Origin of the sequence: Geosporobacter ferrireducens, from assembly GCF_001750685.1 — a bacterium.
Taxonomy (GTDB): Bacteria; Bacillota; Clostridia; order Peptostreptococcales; family Thermotaleaceae; genus Geosporobacter; species Geosporobacter ferrireducens.
Window position 1 is genome coordinate 1,755,549 of the sequence record NZ_CP017269.1, and the last position, 21,419, is coordinate 1,776,967.

Below are 21,419 nucleotides of genomic sequence, written 5' to 3' on the forward strand. Positions count from 1 at the left end.
GGTGAGGATATGTCAAGATTCTTTAACGGTAAAAAGATAGAGCTGTTAGCTCCCGCAGGAACAATGGAAACTTTTAAAAGTATGGTGCAGGCAAATTGTGATGCGATTTATTTTGGCGGCAAGATTTTAAATATGAGAATGATCCGGAAAGGATTTAACTTCTCAAATGAAGAAATCCATGAAGCTGCAGCAATGGCCCATGCAGTTAATAAGAAAGTTTATGTCACGGTAAATAATCTGCTGAATGATTATGAAATCGGTGAAGCCGCTGAATACCTGCAGTTTCTGCAGAACATACAGGTTGACGGCATTATCATTCAGGATTTAGGGATTTTACAAATTTGCAAGGAGCAAAATTTAAATAAATTTGAAATTCATTCTTCCGTTATGATGAATGTACATAATATCGAATTTGTAAAAGTGCTGAAGGGATTTGGCGTATCCAGGGTCGTATTATCCAGGGAAATGGACCTGAAGACTGCAAAAAACCTTCAAAATGAGACAGGCATTGAAACAGAGTACTTTGTACACGGTGATATGTGTACCGTCAACGGTGCAAATTGCTATTACAGCTCTTTTATTTGGGGCAACAGCTCTAACCGGGGGCGGTGCTTTAAACCGTGCAGGTGGCCCTACCGTGTAAAAAAGGATGGTGTTGTCTTCCCAACAGAATATCCCCTTGCGGCAAAGGATATGTATATGTATGAACATATCCCCGAACTGATTGAAGCCTCTGTTACTTCATTTAAGATAGAAGGCCGTATGCGGGATACTGATTTTATTGTGGATTTAGTGAATACCTATGGAGAAGCAATTGACCGGTATATAGGCGATCCCCTAGGCTTTGACCGCAAAAAGTATGCAGGAGAACTGTTTGAGAACAGGAAACGTGATTTTACTACTGCCTATGCTTTCACAAAACCCGGTTTGGACTTCATCAATACCCGATACGAAGGTACAGGCAAGTTTTATTCCACCGGTAAAGTTTTTTCTACGCCTACGGAAGAACCGGAACTGACAGATCCTGTTATCAACAGGATTCAGGCTGAACTAAGCAAACATTCCGGTCAATCCGTCTCAAAACACAATTTGTCGGTAAAAGTAAATAATTATATCCAGGCAAAACTTTGTATAGGATTAGGCGTAGACCGTATTTATCTGCCCTGTGAAGTTTTACGTCCCGACCAGTTTATAACATTGGAACAGCTCCAGCATTTGGCCAGTATAAAAAATACTACCGAGCTTTATCTTGATTTGCCTCAAATGATGGATGAACTGCAGTTTGATAAGCTAGATCATTATTTAGGAAAACATGGATACCTGTTTGACGGATTATTGGTTTCCAATTTGGGTGCTGTAAAAAGATACGGTCATCAGCACAGAATTGTGACCAATTACAACGTAAACATTTATAACCATAAAGCAATGGAATTCTATCAGGATCTGGGTGTTAGCGAATGTACCGTATCTATAGAGACAAAAGTCGATGAACTGGTCAAATTCATCGCCCTGTCCAAAAATCCTTTAGAACTCATAGTCCATGGTCCACTAAGAGTTATGTACTTGGATCATAATCTTTATGAAAATGCAAAAGCATTCAAGCCCATTGAACAAGGCGATAATCAATATGTAGACAACAGTATATTGGTATTGATGACAGATCGAGGTGAAAATCCGGTTTACATAGATCAAAACATGAAAAACCACCTATTTACCGCGAAAGAGTTCTGCTTGCTTCCCATTCTCAACCATTTGAATTTTGATAAACCGGTAGGTTTTCGCATTGAGGGCCAAACCTATACACCAGACGAATTAAAAAATATCATTGAAGTTTACCAAAAGGCTATAGCCGATCCATCCAGGTGTAAAAACCTATTTTTAGGTATGAAATCCTCAAGAGCCGGTTTTACTGCAGGCTCACTATCTTATAAGTTCAATATAGAATAGGGGTGTTATTATATGCATTATATAGGTCCTGATGCTATCATTACAAAAAGACAAGAATATTTTTTCCCGGCCACCGCTCATTTTTACAAAGAGCCTCCTCAGATCGTCGGAGGATCTATGCAGTATCTTTTTGATCACAACAATAAAAAGTATGTTGATTTCTTTGCGGGCGTATCGGTCATGAACTGCGGACACTCAAATCCGCAGATTCTGAAAGATACAATCGAACAATTAAACAACATACAACACACGACTACCGTATATCTAACACAGCCTATGGTGGAACTGGCTCAAAGACTTGCAGAAATATTTCCAGGAGATATAAAAAGAACCTTCTTTTGCGTAACCGGATCAGAAGCAAACGAAGGGGCCATGGCATTAGCGCGGTTATATACGAAAAAAAATGGATTTATTGCGCTAACCGGAGGCTTGCACGGCAGGACTCATTTAACCCTGAGTGTTACAGGAATACCCATGTGGCGGTTAGATGACCATTTAGTGAAAGAAAATATTTTCTTCATTGAACGGCCTTATTCTGCTGACTCCAGCTATGAAGAAGCAATGGATAAATCTTTACAGCAATTGGATGCAGTCCTAAAAAGCCAGGGAAATGAACTCTGTGCTATGCTGGTAGAACCGATCCAAGGAAACGGCGGCATCATCATGTATCCTAAAAATTATTTAAAGAAAGTAAAAACCCTGCTGGAAGTGCATAATGTATTGCTCATTGCCGATGAAGTACAAACAGGTTATGGAAGGACCGGCAAAATGTTTTGCATAGAACACTACGATGTGGTTCCGGATATTATCGTTACTGCAAAAGCCCTGGGCAATGGAATCCCAATCTCTACCTTTTCAACCACCGATGAAATTGCGAAAGCCTATAACAGACCCTCTGCCTCTACCTTCGGCGGAAATCCTGTGGCTGCGCAAACCGCACTCAGTGTTCTTCATTACATTGAGGAAAATAATTTGGTTCAAAGATCAAATGAGCTGGGAAAATATCTAAAACAGAAATTAGAACAAATAGCCTCTCCCTTGATTCAGGAAGTAAGAGGGTGCGGCCTTATGCTAGGGGTGCAGATTCAATCGCCCAGTTCCTCTGTCACATCAGCTGAGATTACGGACATCATTTTAGAGGAGATGAAAGACAGGGGTTTTATCATTGGAAAAAATGGCTTAAACAGGGATGTCATTGCTTTTCAACCGCCGCTTGTCATTTCTAAAGAAGACATTGATGCTATGGTGGTCAGTATGGAAGCCGTTCTCGAACAAATCTCCTTCTTATATGTATAGGTCTTTCAATCAAAGTGTATAATTTAATCATATACCAATACAATATACTCAGGTAGAATTTAACAAATTGGAGTTTTAAGATGCTGCGTATCTCAACATATCAATTATTTACCCTGACCGTGCTGTTTGAAATAGGAAGCACTACCCTTTTTGCTTTGGGAATCGGTGCAAAACAAGATGCCTGGATTGCCATATTGCTTGCAATGCTTATTGGATTTTTTTTGATATGGGTCTATACGGAGCTTCAAAGGAATTTTCCTGAAAAGAATTTTGCGGAGATCATTCTTATATTATTGGGTAAATGGCTTGGGGGTCCTCTTGTATTCCTTTACGGATTATTTTTCATTTATATCTCCACCCGGAATTTTCGTGATTTTGGGGAACTAATTCTTATAACTGCACTCCCGGAAACTCCGCTACTGGTTATACTGATCCTTTTTATGCTTACGGGGATCTACATTCTTTTTTTAGGGCTGGAAGTATTGGCCCGTACCAGTGAAGTGATGCTGCCAGTGGTTCTATTTTTCATCATCAGTACATATGTACTGATTACTCTATCGGGACAAGTAAATCTAAAAGAACTCATGCCTGTCTTAGGCAATGGAATGGGACCCGTGCTAAAAGAGGTCTATCCGAATCTTGTAAATTTTCCCTTTGGCGAAATACTTGTTTTCTCCATGTTTTGGCCCTTTGCAGATTCTCAAAAGGCAGTCCGAAAAACCGCATTGTTAGCTGTAGGCATATCCGGGGTACTGCTTTCCGTTTCATTGATTATCATTATTTCTGCTTTAGGTGTAGATTATGCTGCCATTGCTACCATCCCTTTTCTGGAGGTAATTAAGCTGATTGAGGTTGGAGACATTCTCACCCACCTGGATGCCATAGGCATCATTATTATGTTTATTGGAGGCTTTTACAAAATGTCCCTCTTTTTCTATGGAGCAATCCTCTCCTTTACTGCCCTGTTTAGGATAAAAGACCCTAGATGGATGATTATTCCTTTAGGCGTTTTTATATTATGGCTTTCCATTGTTTTTGAACCCAATTATCCCTTTCACCTTTGGCTGGGGCTGGAGGTTTCTTTAAAATATATACACAGTACTTTTCAGATTTTTATTCCAGCCCTATTGCTCATCATTGGATGGCTGAAAATGAAGTATAAAAAAAATACGGAATAGCCCTGTGGATAAGGATGGTGTTTCACATGCCAGATATGCAAAATATATTGAGTACACTGGAAAAAGCCGGTTTATTTCCCGCCATACTGGTTCTAGGGGGTTGGTTATTTGTACTTGTTTTACTTTTCGTAGTCTTGTATTATCTTTTTTTGTTAATCTTTCAAAGTCTGCGATAATTTTAAACGGATAGAATAGAATCATTACTTCATTCCGCAGGCATTATGGGTTTTAGTATCAACCCCGTTCTTCTAAGCCTTGCATCCACCTTTATGCTATACTGTATCCTGGGAAATATATCTTCCCAATCGTCTTTTACCTGATTCCACTCCTTTGGATATTTTTTATTCAAAGCACTTCCAAATCCAAAAATATCAGAGCGGTATTCCTTCTGTACTTTGTCAATCGCCATTCTGATCTCCTTTTCTATGCCCTTTCCCAATTCTTTTTCCAGCTTTTCAAACAGTGCTATATCTGAAGTATCTGTTCTACCCTGCTGCGCTCCAACATCTCCCTCTGCCTTCACCTCAATGGTAAAGAAAAATTTTCCATCCTTTATTTCCGGTTTTATACTAGCCCGGGCCCTTTTTATCTCAATGGCAATCTGTTTGTCTTTTCCATTGCCATCAATAGAAGGCACATGGATAATCCCGCTTTTAACCTTTCCGGTTGCCCAATTTAATCCCCTGGTTTCAATCTCATCCAAATATCCTACCAGTTTATCACCTTTAAATACGGCTGTACCGGAAAGCTTAACTCCTTTCGTTGCCAACCCCATCTTTTCTTCGGCCGGCAAATTCCGTTCCTCTATAATTTCTACAGGGCCTGCTATGGGATGAATCCCACTGGCGGATACTTTTTTAATAAATTCCAATAAATTAACAGTCGTTGCTTTAGCATTCCATTTGCTAATCTCAATAATATTTTCTAAGTATACCGCCTGTATATCTTCCAGTCCCTTCTCTACCCCCAGTATGTCCCTTGCCCTTGTATTCTTAGCAATCAACACCCATACCAAACTACGCATCTCATGATCTCTCTTAAAAAAATCAAGCATGGGCATGATGCCCTCTCTGGCTAACTGCTCATCAATGACAAGCACTTTATTTTGAGCATAGAAGGGTTTTCTGTCAAATTCCATACTGATTTTTCTAAGTGCCTCAAAGGCTGTGTCGCCTCTAGCCGTAACGATTTCTATTGGAGCTTCCTCACTGGGGCCTTCCTGTTTTAATGCTCCAGCCCTTACTACCTGCGTAGTCAAAATAAGCTCCCCGGTCTCATTATCTTTGTCTACCCCAATGCCATAGACGATCCCGAGAGTATTTAATTCCCTTCTATTCCAGCATCCCGTTAAAACCAATGTACAAAAAACAAGAACCAAGAGCTTTCTTCTCAAACCTCTTCACCCCTATTGTCATCTTTAAACTTTTTGGATAATAGCTTCAAGTATCGTATTTTATAACTTTTCCAGGTAACCGTTTTAGGCTTTGATTTCATAAGCCACAGGGGTGCCCTTATCAGAAAATCCCTTAGATCCTTCCAGATGGTAGGAGCAAGAGGTGCCAAATAGGGGACACCAAAGGATCTTAGAGAGCACATATGTGCAAGCATAACAATCGCTCCGATGCCAATGCCATATAGCCCAAAAGCACCCGCCAGTACAATAAGAAAAAGTCTGAAAAAGATAACGCTATCCAATAAAGAAGGCACCACAAAGCTTGTAATCCCTGTAAGTGCCGTAATCACGACGATAGGAGCCCCAACCAGTCCAGCCCTTACAGCAGATTCTCCAATTACCAAACCGCCTACAATGCTTACGGCTTGCCCTATCGGTCTGGGCATTCTGACACCGGATTCCCTGAGCAATTCAAATACGAGTCCCATAACCATAGCCTCTACAAAAACAGGAAAGGGGACTCCTTCCCGGGCTGAAGCCATTGTAATTAGCAGTACAGCTGGAATCATTTCTTGGTGAAATGTGGATAATGCCACATATAAAGCTGGGGTAATCACTGTAATCAAAAACGATAAAAACCTGAATATTCTTGAAAGCGATGATAAATAAATCCTCGAGTAGTAATCTTCAGCACTCTGAAGGGTTTCCATAAACAAATAGGGTACTGTTAATACAAAGGGAGTACCATCGCAAAAAATAGCTACTCTACCCTCTAATAACTTGGCCGCTACTTTATCCGGTTTTTCGGAGTTTCCTATTGTGGCAAAGAAAGAAAAAGGGTGGTCTTCGATAAATTGTTCAATATATCCTGATTCTAAGATAGAATCGGTGTCAATTCGGTTTAACCGTTTTTTTACTTCTTCTACAATATTTTTATTTACAACGCCTCTAATATAGCCGATAGAAACATCTGTATGGGTTTCTTTTCCAAGCCTAAAGGATTCAAAGACCAGGTTAGGACTTTTTATTCTTCTTCGAACTAATGCCGTATTAACACGAAGGGTTTCATTAAATCCTTCACGGGAGCCCCTGACAGTGGCTTCTGTATTAGCCTCCTCTACCCCTCTTGCCTCCCAACCCTTCACATTGATAATCAGTACCCGGCGATAGCCGTCTATAAATACAGCACCATTTCCTGATAAAATACCGTCCAAAATCTCGTTAAAGGATTCTACTTCCTTTAATTCCACTGCATTCAGTACTTTTTTCTTTATCAAATCAAAGATATCCTGTGATAATAAGCTTTCATCATTCTCTGTAATGTGGAGATTTAAGGATAATATTTTAGCAATATGCTCACTAACCATTTCCCCGCTGATCAATCCGTCAATAAAACAGATCAACCCTTTTCTTTGTTTTTCTACACCAATATTGAATTCTCTAAAAATCATATCACTGCTGTTTCCGAGCAGCTGTTTCAAAGTACATAAATTACTATCTATTTTTTTTGCAATACGGTAGTCCTCACTAACATATCTTTCTTTTTTATTTTCCTCTTTTTCTTCTTTTTTTCGATGTTTTAAAAAACTTATATAGCTTTTAAACTTTTTCAACATACCCATTCACTCCATTGCAGCTTTACAGATAGTATTGGTATTATAGCTTTTTTTATGTTAAGTGCACTGAAGCTTCAGTAATGTTGTAGAAACGAGGAAAAAATATAAGAGATCCACTTTCATGCAGTGGATCCTTTACTTTCACGAATATCTGATTCATAGAGAGAATATCTGGTACAAAGCCTCTTAGTGGTCTTCTTGTCCTTATACAATCTCTACCTTTTTTACTCCCAAAGTTGTTACGTAGGCTTTTAGTTCTTCCATATAAGCCTGGCTTGGTATTTTATTTTTTATATTTTCCTTTTGAATGGGTGTAAGGCCTGTTGTATGAACGCTTATTAACTTGTAGGCCACCGATGGATAATTCCTTAATATTTTCGCCACGGTTCCCAGCGTATTTTCTATGTCCACCATTTCCAGTGCTATAACTGTCCTCACTTCATAAACCTTATGAAGGCTTAAAAGGTACTGCAGGTTTTCCAGGTGCTGTTGATCCTCTCTGCCACAAAGTGCCGCTATCTTGTCTATGGCTTTAATATCTATCATAAATTGATCCGTCACTGTAATCAACTCTTTTATTGTGCCTCTGTCAAAAAAGCCGTTAGTATCGACAAAACAGCTTAGATTCAAGCCTTTTACCCGCTTAAAAAGCGCTGCAATAAAATCTGCCTGTAGGGTAGGTTCTCCTCCTGAAACTGTGATACCCCTTATAAAGGGTGCATAGCCCTCGATCACTTCATAAAGGGCTTCCACGGTATATTCTTTTGTCCTGGGCGAAGCACTGAAACCGCATATTTTTATACATTGGTCACAGCCTATGCACAGGCCTTCCTCATAGGTCACCTTGTCCTCCGCCAGCTTGATGGCTTTTGTAGGACAGTGATTTATACATATGCCGCAGTGATTGCAGTGCTTAATGGTTTCGGGATTATGGCAGTAGACACAGTTAATATTGCAGCCCTGGAGAAAAACCGCCAGCCGATTGCCGGGACCATCGACGTTTGAAAAGGGAATGATTTTGTTCACTACTGCTCTAGGCTTCATCTTTTCTCAATCTTCTTTCAAAAACATGGGCAATGCTATTGGTCCCGTAACCCAAAATATCTGTATCCCGAAGAACCGCTTCCCCTTTTGCAGCCTTTTTAACTTCACTTTTCTTCACCAGATATCCCGTCACCCGTATTAAATCGGTATTGTGCAGGTAGGTAGTGATGTACCGTCCCCCTAAGGAAAAAGCACCATCAATAATATCCAGCACCGCCTCCGGCTTATTCAGATAGGTTTCATCAAAGGCAAAGAGATCGCCGGTACCGGAAGTAAAATATTCATGAAAGGGAATTGCCTGCTTTATATGCAGCGGCAAAACCGGCTCATCCCCCACAGTTACCCGGTGGGCCGGTGTGTTGCAGGCGTCCTCTTCACTTAAGCTGGCACCTACTTGTGCATGCAGCAGATAACGATGGTTGGTTCTTTCACAGTAAGAAGCCTCGTGGCTGTTGGCAATATCCTGTATGACCTTTAAAATACTATGTCCAATTTCGTCACCTCTTTTGGATGTGCCAAATCTCTCCTGCAATCCTTCCATCTTTAGCAGATAATTGACGGCATCCGCTAATCCCACGATCCCAAACATGGCAGAAAAATTTTCTTTTTTTATATAACCCTCTTTAACCAGAAAAGAGGTTTCGAAGAAATGTGACGCCTCCACTAAGAATTTTATACGTTTATCCATCATGGTGGCCATTGCCTTTGTTACCTTTGGTAATCTATCCCTTAGAAGCTCCTCTAAAGATGGAACACCCTTAACAATCGTTCCCAATCTAAGTCTTGGCAGGGTATAGGCACCGCCGCCGTTAGGGAGGGCATTATAACAGCTGACGATACGATGATCCCCGACATCACTGCAGTATTTTGCGTCGTTGCTAAAGGATGGTTTTGATACTTTCAAGCATGCTTCCACTGCTTTGAGCGCAAAGTCTTTAGCAGTTTTCTGTTTATCATACCTTAACGTCATGTTTGGGGTGGGGTTTTCCAATTCGATAACTGCCCTTAAAATCAGCTCCCCTGCCAGTGTCTTTTCTGGGCCGATATTTGCATGACAAAAGGAATCTGGTATGGATTTATCTACGTGGTTTAAAAACCGCTTAACTTTAATATAGTCCTTTTCCGCATCGGTAATAAAAGGATCTATTAGCTTATCCAGATCTCCTATAAAAACAGGAAAGGACGTGATAGAGGGGATATGGCGGTAAAGGATCAGCAGGCTGTCCAGCAACTCCTCTAAATCTGTTGGAGGTTTTAAGTCTAAGAAATCACAGCCTCTTGACAACAGTACTGAATAATCCGGTACAATATACCGTGGCCGATAGATGGTATAACCCTCATTTAAATCACAAATCATTTCATTTTCAATATACATCATTTCCGTATCACTATAGCCCAATACTTCTCTGGGGTCTAATAACCTTTCTGCTATGTTGGCAAGGTTAAAAAGCTTTTGCTGGTAGGTCAGACTTTTACTGGTGACAATTTCCATAATCTCTGTCTCTTTCGATCTCATATAAAACAACTCCTTTGGTATTCATGTATCATACATAGAATTATATCATAATGGTGTCAAAATCTATATGCGCCTATTAAGCTTCAACAAGACAATTCAAAGGCAGGGAATCCATCCCTGCCTTTGATATCTGTCATGTATTGTTTTTAATTTTATCTAGTCTCATATTATTTTTTTAACGCCTGCTCTCCCGTCACTTTGCTTGTATCGTCCATTTGGAATGTTTCCTGTGCTTCATCGGTAGTAAAGTATAGGTTTCCATCAATGGTAGCATCCACTAGCTGAAAGTTTCTGGCTGAAACATACACATCCCCTTTAAACGTTCCACTTTGTATTCTCGCCTCAGGGCTATTAACTGTTAATCTGGGCGCAGTCAGCGTGAACCGGGCAGTTACATTACGATTTTCATCCTGGGTATAAAGCGCAATCTTACGCTGGATAATATCCTTGCCGTCATCATCTTTCCTACCATTTTTAAATTCGCCATCCAGGACAAGTTCCCTGTCGATCGTTAAGTCTTCTGTTATAGCAATAAGCCATGTACCGGTGCTGCTAATAGCCTGTTCAAAGGCTCCTGCAGTATTAACGATTGAGGCTGTTGTTACTACATCCGGTGTCGTTTCAGGCGGCGTTGTTTGCGGCGGCTGCGTCGGAGCTGGTGCAGGTTCCCTGCCGCACCCTGAAAAAAGTGAAACTACCAGAACTAATATTAATGCTATGGCTTTAATCTTCATTGCAAATCATCCTCTTTTCAATATAATCTTTACTTTAAATACATTATTGCCAAGATAATGAAATTTAATGTACAGTTTATTCCTTTTGCTATCCTTATACAGCTTTAGACAGTTCCTGAAACATCTGTAATCATTACTCAAACAACAGGTCCTTATTCTTTACCTTCCTTGCTTAGCCAATACTTACTCCAAGGATTCTGACTGGGCTCAACAAATCCATAGGATCTTGTGCCATTTGCATACTCTAATATCCAATCTCCACTTTCATTTTTAATGAAATAATTGCTTCGGCCATGCACGCCTTGGCTAATCATCCATTTTTCCTTTATAATTAATTTCTCACTTTCAATTTCCCCAGTTCTCATCAAAATGGAAACCAGTTTTTTTCTTTTTCTTATAAATGCCTTGCTTATCTTGGCATCTTCACTGTAAATGCTTGGAATATATGCCAAATGATCTACATACAATTCTCCGTTTTTCTCTAATATTAAACTCTCGTAGATACTTTCAGCACTGATCTTGTTCATGTTATTAAATAAACCGATAAAATCTTCTTTCTCTTTTATATGCTCCGGTATGGGGAGTGCATTCTCATCCTCTAAAAACACCAATTCTTTTATGAAATCCTCTAAGGGTTTATAGGTTTCTTTTAACAACTCTTCAGCCTCTGGTTTATTAATAGCTGTGTTTTCACTTATCTGCATGTTCAATATTGCGATACCATTGCTACATATTATTGCGATTCCTACTAATACACTAATTATCTTCTTTCGCCTCATATTCGTTCCTCAATCGCTTGATAATGTTTAGTTAAACAGGCATCCATAAATCTATGCGGAAGTCTTCTTATCTTGTCCACCCACAGGAAATTATACCCAAAACTGTCCTCCCTAAGCGTGTAATCCAATGTTTTCCTTAATTTATAGTACCATACCGCCTCAAGAATGTAAAATTTTGTATCTGTTTACGCTGCTCTAAAACCGCTATATTCATACAATTTATCTTAAATCTTAAGGTTAATTTCCAATGAAAATAGGACAAGAAACTTTTTCCTTGTCCTATTATACAATCAAATAAATTTATTATTTTTTCTTTATCCATCACCCTTTAAGATAACCTCTTTTCTATTTTCCTTCTAAAGATTAAGAATACGAAAACTGTCAGGGCAAGGATCCATAGAGTATATTGAACAACCTGCCCCCATCCGGCGCTGTTCAAAACAATTTTTATCAGCCCGATTGCACTCCAATACATCGGAGACCAGTATAGGAATACTTGCAAATTTTCTGGTAAAACAACTGCACCGATAAAGGAGGCGGATACGATTATCAACAAAAACTTCATATTAGCTATGGCGGTGATTTGATTGCTGCTTAGAACGCCCATAAGAAAACCCATAATAATGGCAACCAAAGAACTGACAATGGTCATAACAAAAATCATCGCAAAGTTTATATCCGAGATGCCTAGTATCCATAGTACAATAATCGTTTCAACAATCGGCAGAATTACGCCGATAAGGCTTTTACCTAAAATAAATTCCATCCTCCCCATGGGGCTTACTCTTAAAGCACTGATTGTCTGAGCTTCTTTTTCTTCAACAATATTTAATCCGATAACCATACCTGACAATACGATTGCAAGGATTATAGCTGAACTGGTTCCATAAATTGCAATTGAGGACATTCTTGTTCCAATATCACTAAAGCTTGCAGAAATTTCCGTTGTTTTTCCTTGGAGCCGGTTGAGTATTTGCTGTGCTATATATTTTGAACTCTCCTTCTCGTTTCCCTCTAATATAACAATGTATTTTCCCTCTTCATTTTGCGTAATGCCTATGATGTCGTCTACTTTGCTGACTCTATCTTCTATCGCTGTTCTTCCCTCTAATATTTCAACTTTTCCATATTTATTAAAAGTTTCAATCACTTCCGGATTTAATGTTTCATCTAAGGCAAATTGAAAAGATATGGCATCTACACTGGGAATAAAGAAACGCAAGCCGATGGAAATGAGGATTGGTGCTAAAATAATATACAGCAAAAGAAACTCCCTGGTTCCGCTTTTCAAATCTCTCTTAAATATCGATAAGATTCTTTTCACGAATATACACCTCCTAATCCCTTAGTAAGCTGCGTTTATAGGAAAGTATGGATAAACTGAACAGTATTGCACTAAGGATGAGTAATAGGACCATACTTTCATAAAATATGGCTTGATTGCCGCTGGGAAATATAGCCTCTCTTATGGCAAACATCAAACTATAAGTGGGAATGACCGTTAGAATCCTTGGCGCAAAGCTTGGTGCGAAATAAGAAATCATAGGTGCTGTAAGCAATAGGCTAATCCCTAAAACCCATATCATGGCCTTGGAAATGTTGTCAAAAAAGCTTGCTATAAACATGGCAATCGTAGAGCTAAATAAGCTGCCTGCTATGGTAATGCTTATTAACATAAGCCAATTAATTTTAAAGCCCATTGTAAAAATCGTAATCAATATTGTAGATATTAATCCTAAAACAGCTATTAAGATTACTTTAGACCATAAATATTCCGCAATTCCACCTGGGGAAACCATATACGCCTTTATTGTATCTTCTTCCTTTTCCATAAATATCAAGGTTGCAAGCAGTATAAACCCTAGCATAACCGGTTCATTTAAAATCATCAAAGGAACAAAACTCTTATTAAAAGGAATTTTTCCATAGTCTACCGTTTGCTTTAAAACAACTGTTTCAATATCCGGATCATTCAATTGGTTAGTATTTAATATAGATTCAATGGACAGGGCAAATGCATTTTTACTTTGATCACTCTCATACCCCTGCATAATGATCTCGAAACCGGGTTTATTTTGCATTTGCCGAATCATTAAACCAACAGCCTCTTGATCTGCCTCCATGCTCCTTATAATCTCATCTCTTCCTTTCATCCGCTGGTTCCCTTCCAGTTTTTCAAGAAATTGAATGAGTGGTAAGATTTCATGGACTGGCTCTCCTTCCAAGGCATAAAAAACTTTAGCCTCCATGTTCACCTGCTCAGGAATTAAGATGTTGGTAACAAATATCAATATCGCTGCAACTACTACAACAATCAGAAAAAAGAAATTTCTGAAAGCAATCTTAAAATCCTTTTTTAGGAGCCCCAATAAGCGTTTCATATTATTTCAACTCCTTACCGATTATCTTTATGAAAATTTGTTCCAACGTAGCTTCCTGTGTATGCATGGTTTCTATCTTCGTTTTTGATATAAGCTCATGGATACGTTGCTTATGTTTTTCATCGGTTAATGATAATATTTCCTTCTTTAAAATGTTTCCTTCTCTATATTCAATATTTACAAAACTTTCTCCATACTTTAGCTTTAAGCTTCTGGGCGAATCAATGGCACTTATTTCTCCATTTGTAATAAATGCTACCCGGTCACATAATTCTTCAGCAATATGCATGTTATGGGTAGTTAAAAAAACTGTAGTACCCTGCTGCTGTTTCTCTTTTATGATCCCTTTTATAACACTTGTGGTATTTGGATCCAGTCCGGAAGTAGGTTCATCTAAAAACCATATTTTAGGATGATTGATCATAGACCTGGCAAACACCAGACGCTGCAGCATTCCCTTTGAATACCCTCCTGCCTTTTTATGAGCGGCCTCTTCTAATCCTACCATTTTCAACAACTTTAATGGATCTTCCGTAGGCACACTGAACATTTCACTATAAAAAGCAAGATTTTCTACCCCGGTAAGTTTTTTGTAAATGTTCGGCCGTTCAAAGGAAACGCCTATTAAATTAAAGAGCGCTCTTGTACTCTTTCGAATATTTTTATTATCAACGAATCCCTCCCCTTTTTGCAAAGGCAAAAGACCGATAAGAATTTTTTGTGTTGTTGATTTTCCAGCTCCACTAGGGCCTAAAAATCCGAAGATTTCGCCCTTGCTGATTTCAAAGCTTACATCCCTTACTGCGTAATTTTCATCATTAGAATAGGAATGATATAGGTTTGTAACTTTGATCATGTCTGCTCCTCCATTCATTATTCTTCCTCTTCCATCGGGTTATTTTTCTTTTGCATTATTTTCTTAAGAATTCTAAGTTTAACAGGTATCATAATTGCTGCCAGTATAATCCCTAAAATGACCCATCCCCATAATGGCATATCCGTACACCTCCTTATTTTAATTTTTAAAGCCGTTCTCGATAATAAACAGCATTTTTTCTACTTTATCTAAAAGCTCATCCTGATTCTGCAGTACTTCCTCATACTTCATATAACTAAGCACATAATCCAGGATAGAAGTATTTAAATTGGTAATGATATAAGCCCCAACCCTAGTATCAATTTGCGGATTAATCTCCCCTTTCTCCTTTGCCTTCTCAACCAGTATCTCGAAAAACTGATTGCTTTTCTCCATACCCATTCCTAGAATTTCTTCTTTAAACTTTATGTCGCTTTCTTTCATGAAGTTGTTCGCTATACCGGCAAGCTTAGGATTCTCCCTTGCAAAGGCTATCCCTTTAACATAAAGTTCTCTAATCGTGTCTATAAAATATAAATGCTCCAAATTGTGCAAACAATCCAGCAGATACGCTTGCTTTTTTAAGGATGAAATCTCCAAAACATATTTATAAAGATCTTTTTTATTTTCAAAATACTGGTACATACTTCCTTTGGCTACATTGGTATTCTCAGCGATTTTAGAAATGCTCGCATTTACAAAGCTGTTTTTTGAAAATTCATCAATGGCTGCCTCAATAATTTTATTTCTTCTTTCTTCCGGTAAATTGAAAAAGGTTTGTTTCGGCATAATCCTTGTATCCTCCTCAGCGACTAGGTAGTCATATTGTGTGCAAAAAAATATTTCTTATTCCTTTTCACGCATATGACTGGACGGTCATATGCTTTAGTATCATTATATGACTGCCCAGTCATAATGTCAAGATCTATTTTTCTTCTGCTTAACTTCTATTCTATCTCCTTGCTTTCCCTCCAACTCTTTGTATTTTTACTATATGTGTCCTCTAACAAATCCTTGAGTAAATTATAACTTCTATCAAAAATATAAGGATCTATTTCTCTACCTTTCATATTCTCCATTAATTTCATTGTATTTTTAATTTTAAACGGTCTATAGACTCTAGGCCGTGTGATTGCATCAAATATATCTGCTATTCTTATAATACGGCTATTTAGAGGTATTGCTTCACCTGCTTTGTTTTCCGGATATCCGCTTCCATCCCAGTTTTCATGATGATATCTCACTATTTCTCCGATTTCTATATTCTGTTTACTTTTATACACCATGCTTAGAAATAACTCTTCTGAGTAAACGGCGTGTTTTTTCATAATTTCCCATTCTTCAGAGGATAATTTGCCTTCCTTATATAAAATAGACTGTGGAATTTTACTTTTTCCTATATCATGTAGTAATGCTGCTTCATATAATTTTTGTTTCTCAATTTGCTCTAGCTTTATTTTCTCTCCTATTCTTAGCGCTATGTTACCTACATTTTTAGAATGTACAAATATTTCCAAAGAAAAATTATGTTTTACAACACTGCTATTCATATGTAACAATTCAGATTGCCCTTTTATTGCCCATTCCATACAAAGCACTCCTTAATGTCAATTTAAATACTAAAGCTACTATTTTAGAACAATGATACGTATTTAGACACCCTTTTGCTTATACTAATACAAATAGCTGATTTTCAGTTCCTTTCAAAATAACGTATTTTTCTACAACATTTGCTATTTTTATACCACTAAATATAATTGTAAGTCATTACCATATAGGTGTCAATTCTTTTAGAATTGTTTATTAATTCTATTAGTTCATAGAAATATATAGGTTATCTGTATAAAGTTATAATGAGGTGATAACATGGAAATTGATTATAAATCTATCGGAAAAAAAATTCGCAAAGAACGGATAATACGTAACTTGACATTAGAACAGCTAGCTGAAATTTTAGACTTATCCCCTTCTTACATGGGTTTAATAGAGCGAGGACAAAGAGGAATCAGTATTGAAACTTTATATAAGCTTGCAATAGCCTTCGATGTAACTACGGATTATCTAATATCTTCAGACGGTGATGAGGATATATCCGAAGATATTTTTTCTTGCAATGTTCTTTATCAGAAAATCCTTGCTCATATTAAAAAATATTCTACTGAAGAATTAAAGTTTCTGTTAGAATTTATCGAATTAAAGAACAAGCATGATAGCCAATCTTCTAAGTGAGGGCTATTCTGCCCTCTACTCAGTCTTCGTCTGCTTCCATTGCAATAACCAATCTCTCCAGAATCTCATTTAACTCATAGCTTCCCCTAGCTATTTCCTCATTAAGCTCCACGTGAATTCTCGGATTATCATGGAGAAGCAGCTTAAATAATAAAATTACATTTTTAGCTTGCATAGTATCACCTCCTATCAGGTAATACTATAGATTAAAGTCTATATTTACTAAAGTATTTTTGGACTCTCGCCGAATTTTAAATTTTCATATAGGAATAACCCCCATAGCTTAATCCGTCTCTATGCATAAGGTCATGAATAAAATAAAACCGGCACCTTCATAAAGGACCGGTACATTCCAGATATTCATTAGCTTTTTTAATATACGGTTATTGATATTAGACTGACTTTATACTTTAATTTTACAATTCTATTCCAAATTGTATGAAAATCAAAAGCAAGAGATTCGATCTCTTGCTTCTCATTAATCTATTCAATTTTAGGCAGCATTGGGCAATTTGGAAACATTTCCGGTTTCTGTGCCAATATATTTGCAACAGAAATCAACATTTGTGCATAATCCAAAATCATTTCATCTTTAATGCTTATAATTGAACCTGAAATACTAATGGCACCCAAAACTCTATCTCCATTGACGATAGGAACAGCCACACATTTAACACCATGCGCTTCCTCACTTCTGTCAATAGCATAGCCACATTCTCTTATTTGCTTAATTTCCTTCATTAAGTCTTCAAAATTGGTGATTGTAGTAGGGGTAAATCTCTCCATGCCATGATAGTCAATAATTTGCTTTATTTCATGCTCAGACAGCTTACTCAACATTGCTTTACCAACACCGGTACAGTGCATATTCAATGTTTTTCCTGTAATTGAATAAAGCACATTTTTATTTGCCGGATAACTTGCATCAAGATAGAGTACTTTTCCATGTCTAGGCACAGTAAAGTAAACAATTTCACCAGTTTTTTGCTGGATTTCATCTAGAAAATGCATGGCATATTCAATAATAGGCAATCCCATTCTTGCACCATAGCTCATTTCCAAAATTTCCATCCCTAAACGATAAAACTGGTTGCTTTCATCTTTTTCTAGTATGTCGCAGTATTCTAAGGTTTTAAGCATGTTAGACAATGTACTTTTCGGCATTTTCGTTTCTTGAACAAGCTGCGTGAGTGTCCATTGTGGTTTTTTACCCGTAAAATATTTTAAAATACTGGCTGCTTTTATAACAACATTTATTTTCCAAGTCTCGGAATTATGCTTGTCCATCAAATTTTCACCTCATACAAATATATATGTTTTACTATATAATACAATTAAATCATAGTCAATAGTTCATCAATGTTGAACCATTGACTGGATAAAGTAAAAACACGCTGATTTTTCAGTACATTTTATTTTACTACGGACTTAACCGTACTATTTCTGTATCTAACAACAGCTGCCTTTATTGCAGGATAAAATAAAGAAATTCCTGTAAAAATAATCAGAATAAATGTCACAGGTCTTGTAAAAAAAATTGAGTAGCTGCCTTGTGACATTACTAAAGCTCTACGCATATTTGATTCAAGCATTCCCCCTAGAAGCAGCCCTAATATAAATGGGCCAGGTGCATAACCGCCGCGTTTGAATACAAAACCCAAGAATCCTGCTGCTACCATAATCATCACATCAAAAAAGCTGTTATTTAGAGCATAAGAACCTACTACGCAGAGAATCATAACAGAAACCCATACGGTTTCTTTACGAACATTTAATACTCTTGCAGATAGTTTTGCTGTCAAAAGTCCAAAAACGAATATAATCAAGTACGCAAGAAGCATTAACAACATTATATTTATTACAAATGGTTTATTCTCTGTAAACATTTTGGGCCCTGGCTGCATCCCATACATCATCAGTGAACCGATCAAAATTGCACTAACAGTATCTCCTGGAATTCCCAATGTCAGCATGGTTGTAAGGGCGCCTCCAATAACGCCATTATTTGCCGCACAACTTACCGCAAGTCCCTCTATCGAACCATTTCCATATTCTTCAGGGTGTTTTGAAGTTTTCTTTGCTTGTCCCCAGCAGATAATAGAGGCTATATCCCCGCCTGCCGCCGGTACAGCTCCAACAACAGAAGCAACTATAGATGCAATCAATGTTGGTTTAGCAAGTTGTAATGCCTCCCCTTTCGTCGGGATAACTCTTCCAAGCTGAAGATTCTTTCTCTTTTCTGTTTCTTCACGCTTTTCAAGTTCCCAGTTTCGTTCAAAAATTTGAGACAGTACCTCCCCAATGCCAAACATGCCAATCATAATCGGTAAAAATGAGATGCCTGCAACTAAGCTTGTAGAACCCATGGTAAATCTTTTCGTAGCCAATATGGGGTCAATGCCTATAGTTGATAAAAGCAATCCGCAAAATCCTACGATCAAACCCTTAATCACTGAATTTTCGGATACCGCTATCATCATAGACAGTCCAAATAATGCCAGGGCAAAATACTCCGAAGGTCCAAATTTTATTGCAAATTTTGCAAGCGGAAAAGAAAATAGAATTAAAACAATGGTACTTATTACTCCACCAAATACAGAATAAATCACATTTATTCCCAATGCCAAGCCACCCTGTCCTTTTTTATACAGACTATATCCATCAAAAGTTGAGGCGATTGAAGCCGGCGTTCCTGGCGTATTGATTAGGATGGCTGATATACCTCCTGCAAATATTGCAGCATTCCAAAGACCAATCAGCATTGCAAAGCCTTCTGCCGGGCTGAACCAAAATGTAAGGGGTGTTAGTATTGCAATAGCCATCGTTGCAGACAACCCTGGAAGTGAGCCTACAATTGTTCCTACGATAACGCCAATGAAAGTGCAAAAGATAACCATCGGCTGTAATATATCCATCAAACCTGTAATCCATTCCATAATGCCCACCTCCTAAATAACAAACTGTACTCTGAGCAGCATATTAAATACAAAATAAATTAGACCTACAAACAGTACTGTATAAACCGCATTAAATTTAAGTGTTCTTTCATAGGTCCAGTTTAAAAATAGAGAAATCGATGCTGCTGCAATTAAAAATGTTGTTAGCTTCCATAAAGCTAAAAATACCAAAATTGCAAAAACAGTTGTGAAAAAAAGTTTTTTATTCTTTTTTTGTGCATCCTCTAATTTAAAGTATTCAAAACTTCCATTTGCTTTTATTCCTCTTATAAAAAGAATCAACCCAAATACAACAACCATCAAGGCCATAATAAATGGAAAAAAACCCGGGCCTGGAACACCATCTGAGGTTGGCGATGCTATTCCGAGACTTAAAGAGGGGAATATGAAAAGTCCGCCTAGTATTACAAATAATACACCTGGTATCGTATCTCCCTTAAACATAGTTCCTCCTTAATATGAACGTATAGGGTGAGAATTTTCTCACCCTGTGCTTTAATTACTTTTTCTGCGCAATACCTAGCTTTGGAATTAATTCTGCATACATTTCAAGCTGCTTCTTTGCAATGGCATCCATTTCTGCCCCCGGTAGATATGCAAATTCGAAACCCCGTTCTGCAAGTAGTTTTTTCACAGCATCCGAATTTATAGCTGTTTTAGCAGCCTCTTCAAGAATCTCCACGACTTCTTCCGGTGTATCTTTCGGTACCGCAAAGCTTCCCCAGGCTTGCGCTACAACATCAATGCCTTGTTCTTTTGCCGTATGTACATCCGGAATAATGCTGGATCTCTCTTCTCCGAGAACTGCCAATACCTTAAATTCACCGCCATCAACACCGGCTTTTACCTCTGACGGGCTTACCGTAACTGCATCTATATTCCCACCCATAAGTGCAGCCACTGCTGGTGCTCCACCTTCAAAAGGCACATGTGTAAACTTGCTGTCATTTGCTTGCTCCAACAAAGCTGCAGAAATATGCCAAATAGAGCCGGTTCCTGAATTTCCCACAAGAATTTTTCCTGGGTTTGCTTTTGCATCAGTCAAAAATTCTTCTAATGTATTCCACTTTGCATCCTTACGAACAGTTACAGACGCCGGAATAGTCATTGCACGTGCAAAAAACGCAAAGTCATTGCTTGTCAAATCAGTCAGTCCCAATGCACTGATCATTGTAGATTCTACCGGCATATAGGCTATGGTGTACCCGTCTGCTGTACTATTTTTAACAAACTCTAATCCAACTGCGCCGGAAGCCCCTGTTTTGTTTGTAACGATAACAGGCTTGCCTAAGCTTTTTTCAAGCTCTTGGGCAAAAATTCTTGCAACGGTATCTGATGCACCGCCTGGTGAATACGGCACTACCAGGGTGAGCTGTTTGGTTGGAAAATCTGTTTTCCCTCCTGTACTCTTTGTTTGTGTACAACCTGTGAATAGGGCAAGGACAATGACAAGTACCGTTATAATGGGTAAACTGCTTCTTAATTTTTTCATG

Annotated in this window: 21 protein-coding genes; 4 read left to right on the forward strand and 17 right to left on the reverse strand. The window is 38.1% G+C overall.

The genetic code is table 11. The features are described from left to right. Positions 1-9 precede the first annotated feature (9 nt). The 3 genes from Gferi_RS08585 to Gferi_RS08595 all read left to right on the forward strand — a co-directional run bounded on the left by Gferi_RS08585 (position 10) and on the right by Gferi_RS08595 (position 4,421). A complete protein-coding gene (locus tag Gferi_RS08585; RefSeq protein WP_069975518.1) occupies positions 10-1,947 on the forward strand; it encodes a U32 family peptidase in 1,938 nt (645 codons plus the stop codon). 12 nt (positions 1,948-1,959) lie between these two features. Next, the gene (locus Gferi_RS08590; protein ID WP_069975520.1) at positions 1,960-3,243 is read left to right on the forward strand and encodes an aspartate aminotransferase family protein; all 1,284 of its coding nucleotides are present in this window, start codon (positions 1,960-1,962) and stop codon (positions 3,241-3,243) included. An 80-nt stretch (positions 3,244-3,323) separates the two neighbouring features. After that, the gene (locus Gferi_RS08595; protein WP_069975522.1) at positions 3,324-4,421 is read left to right on the forward strand and encodes a GerAB/ArcD/ProY family transporter; all 1,098 of its coding nucleotides are present in this window, start codon (positions 3,324-3,326) and stop codon (positions 4,419-4,421) included. Positions 4,422-4,626: 205 nt separating this feature from the next. Here the strand turns inward: Gferi_RS08595 and Gferi_RS08600 are convergent, their stop codons facing one another. The 12 genes from Gferi_RS08600 to Gferi_RS08650 all read right to left on the reverse strand — a co-directional run bounded on the left by Gferi_RS08600 (position 4,627) and on the right by Gferi_RS08650 (position 16,329). Next, the gene (locus Gferi_RS08600) at positions 4,627-5,814 is read right to left on the reverse strand and encodes a Ger(x)C family spore germination protein (protein WP_069975524.1); all 1,188 of its coding nucleotides are present in this window, start codon (positions 5,812-5,814) and stop codon (positions 4,627-4,629) included. Next, positions 5,811-7,430 (reverse strand): spore germination protein, encoded by a 1,620-nt coding sequence (locus Gferi_RS08605; RefSeq protein WP_069975525.1) that lies wholly within the window; start codon positions 7,428-7,430, stop codon positions 5,811-5,813. Before Gferi_RS08605 ends, Gferi_RS08600 begins: the two co-directional genes overlap by 4 nt. A 204-nt stretch (positions 7,431-7,634) precedes the next feature. Continuing rightward, the gene (locus Gferi_RS08610) at positions 7,635-8,474 is read right to left on the reverse strand and encodes a YjjW family glycine radical enzyme activase (protein WP_069975527.1); all 840 of its coding nucleotides are present in this window, start codon (positions 8,472-8,474) and stop codon (positions 7,635-7,637) included. Beyond that, positions 8,464-9,990 carry a YjjI family glycine radical enzyme gene (locus Gferi_RS08615; RefSeq protein WP_069975529.1) on the reverse strand — a complete coding sequence of 509 codons (1,527 nt, stop codon included), beginning with the start codon at positions 9,988-9,990 and terminating at the stop codon, positions 8,464-8,466. Before Gferi_RS08615 ends, Gferi_RS08610 begins: the two co-directional genes overlap by 11 nt. 167 nt (positions 9,991-10,157) lie before the next feature. Then, a complete protein-coding gene (locus tag Gferi_RS08620; RefSeq protein WP_069975537.1) occupies positions 10,158-10,724 on the reverse strand; it encodes a hypothetical protein in 567 nt (188 codons plus the stop codon). 152 nt (positions 10,725-10,876) lie between these two features. Further along, positions 10,877-11,503, reverse strand: a complete 627-nt coding sequence (locus tag Gferi_RS08625) for a hypothetical protein (RefSeq protein WP_069975538.1) — start codon at positions 11,501-11,503, stop codon at positions 10,877-10,879. 328 nt (positions 11,504-11,831) lie between these two features. Next, the gene (locus Gferi_RS08630; protein WP_069975539.1) at positions 11,832-12,827 is read right to left on the reverse strand and encodes an ABC transporter permease; all 996 of its coding nucleotides are present in this window, start codon (positions 12,825-12,827) and stop codon (positions 11,832-11,834) included. A 13-nt stretch (positions 12,828-12,840) separates the two neighbouring features. Next, complete coding sequence (locus Gferi_RS08635) at positions 12,841-13,884, reverse strand: ABC transporter permease (RefSeq protein ID WP_069975541.1); 1,044 nt, start codon at positions 13,882-13,884, stop codon at positions 12,841-12,843. 1 nt (position 13,885) lies between these two features. Beyond that, a complete protein-coding gene (locus tag Gferi_RS08640) occupies positions 13,886-14,740 on the reverse strand; it encodes an ABC transporter ATP-binding protein (RefSeq protein WP_069981357.1) in 855 nt (284 codons plus the stop codon). Between the two features lie 17 nt (positions 14,741-14,757). Continuing rightward, on the reverse strand, positions 14,758-14,880 hold the full coding sequence (locus Gferi_RS29020) for a hypothetical protein (protein ID WP_257785982.1): 123 nt from the start codon (positions 14,878-14,880) through the stop codon (positions 14,758-14,760). Positions 14,881-14,899: 19 nt separating this feature from the next. Further along, positions 14,900-15,529, reverse strand: a complete 630-nt coding sequence (locus tag Gferi_RS08645) for a TetR/AcrR family transcriptional regulator (protein ID WP_069975543.1) — start codon at positions 15,527-15,529, stop codon at positions 14,900-14,902. 158 nt (positions 15,530-15,687) lie between these two features. Further along, positions 15,688-16,329 (reverse strand): HD-GYP domain-containing protein, encoded by a 642-nt coding sequence (locus Gferi_RS08650; protein ID WP_069975545.1) that lies wholly within the window; start codon positions 16,327-16,329, stop codon positions 15,688-15,690. Between the two features lie 277 nt (positions 16,330-16,606). Here Gferi_RS08650 and Gferi_RS08655 point away from each other — a divergent pair, with 277 nt between their 5' ends. Further along, positions 16,607-16,969, forward strand: a complete 363-nt coding sequence (locus Gferi_RS08655; RefSeq protein WP_156782350.1) for a helix-turn-helix domain-containing protein — start codon at positions 16,607-16,609, stop codon at positions 16,967-16,969. Positions 16,970-16,988: 19 nt separating this feature from the next. Here the strand turns inward: Gferi_RS08655 and Gferi_RS28045 are convergent, their stop codons facing one another. The 5 genes from Gferi_RS28045 to Gferi_RS08675 form a co-directional block, all read right to left on the reverse strand. After that, a complete protein-coding gene (locus tag Gferi_RS28045; RefSeq protein WP_156782351.1) occupies positions 16,989-17,144 on the reverse strand; it encodes a hypothetical protein in 156 nt (51 codons plus the stop codon). A 308-nt stretch (positions 17,145-17,452) separates the two neighbouring features. After that, positions 17,453-18,256, reverse strand: coding sequence for an IclR family transcriptional regulator (locus Gferi_RS08660; RefSeq protein ID WP_069975547.1), 804 nt, complete (start codon positions 18,254-18,256; stop codon positions 17,453-17,455). Positions 18,257-18,381: 125 nt separating this feature from the next. After that, positions 18,382-19,905, reverse strand: coding sequence for a tripartite tricarboxylate transporter permease (locus Gferi_RS08665; RefSeq protein WP_069975549.1), 1,524 nt, complete (start codon positions 19,903-19,905; stop codon positions 18,382-18,384). Positions 19,906-19,917: 12 nt separating this feature from the next. Continuing rightward, entirely contained in the window at positions 19,918-20,370 is a 453-nt protein-coding gene (locus tag Gferi_RS08670) for a tripartite tricarboxylate transporter TctB family protein (RefSeq protein WP_069975556.1), read from the reverse strand. 55 nt (positions 20,371-20,425) lie between these two features. Continuing rightward, positions 20,426-21,418: a tripartite tricarboxylate transporter substrate binding protein gene (locus Gferi_RS08675; protein ID WP_069975558.1), complete on the reverse strand. Its 993-nt coding sequence runs from the start codon at positions 21,416-21,418 to the stop codon at positions 20,426-20,428. Position 21,419: the final 1 nt, after the last annotated feature.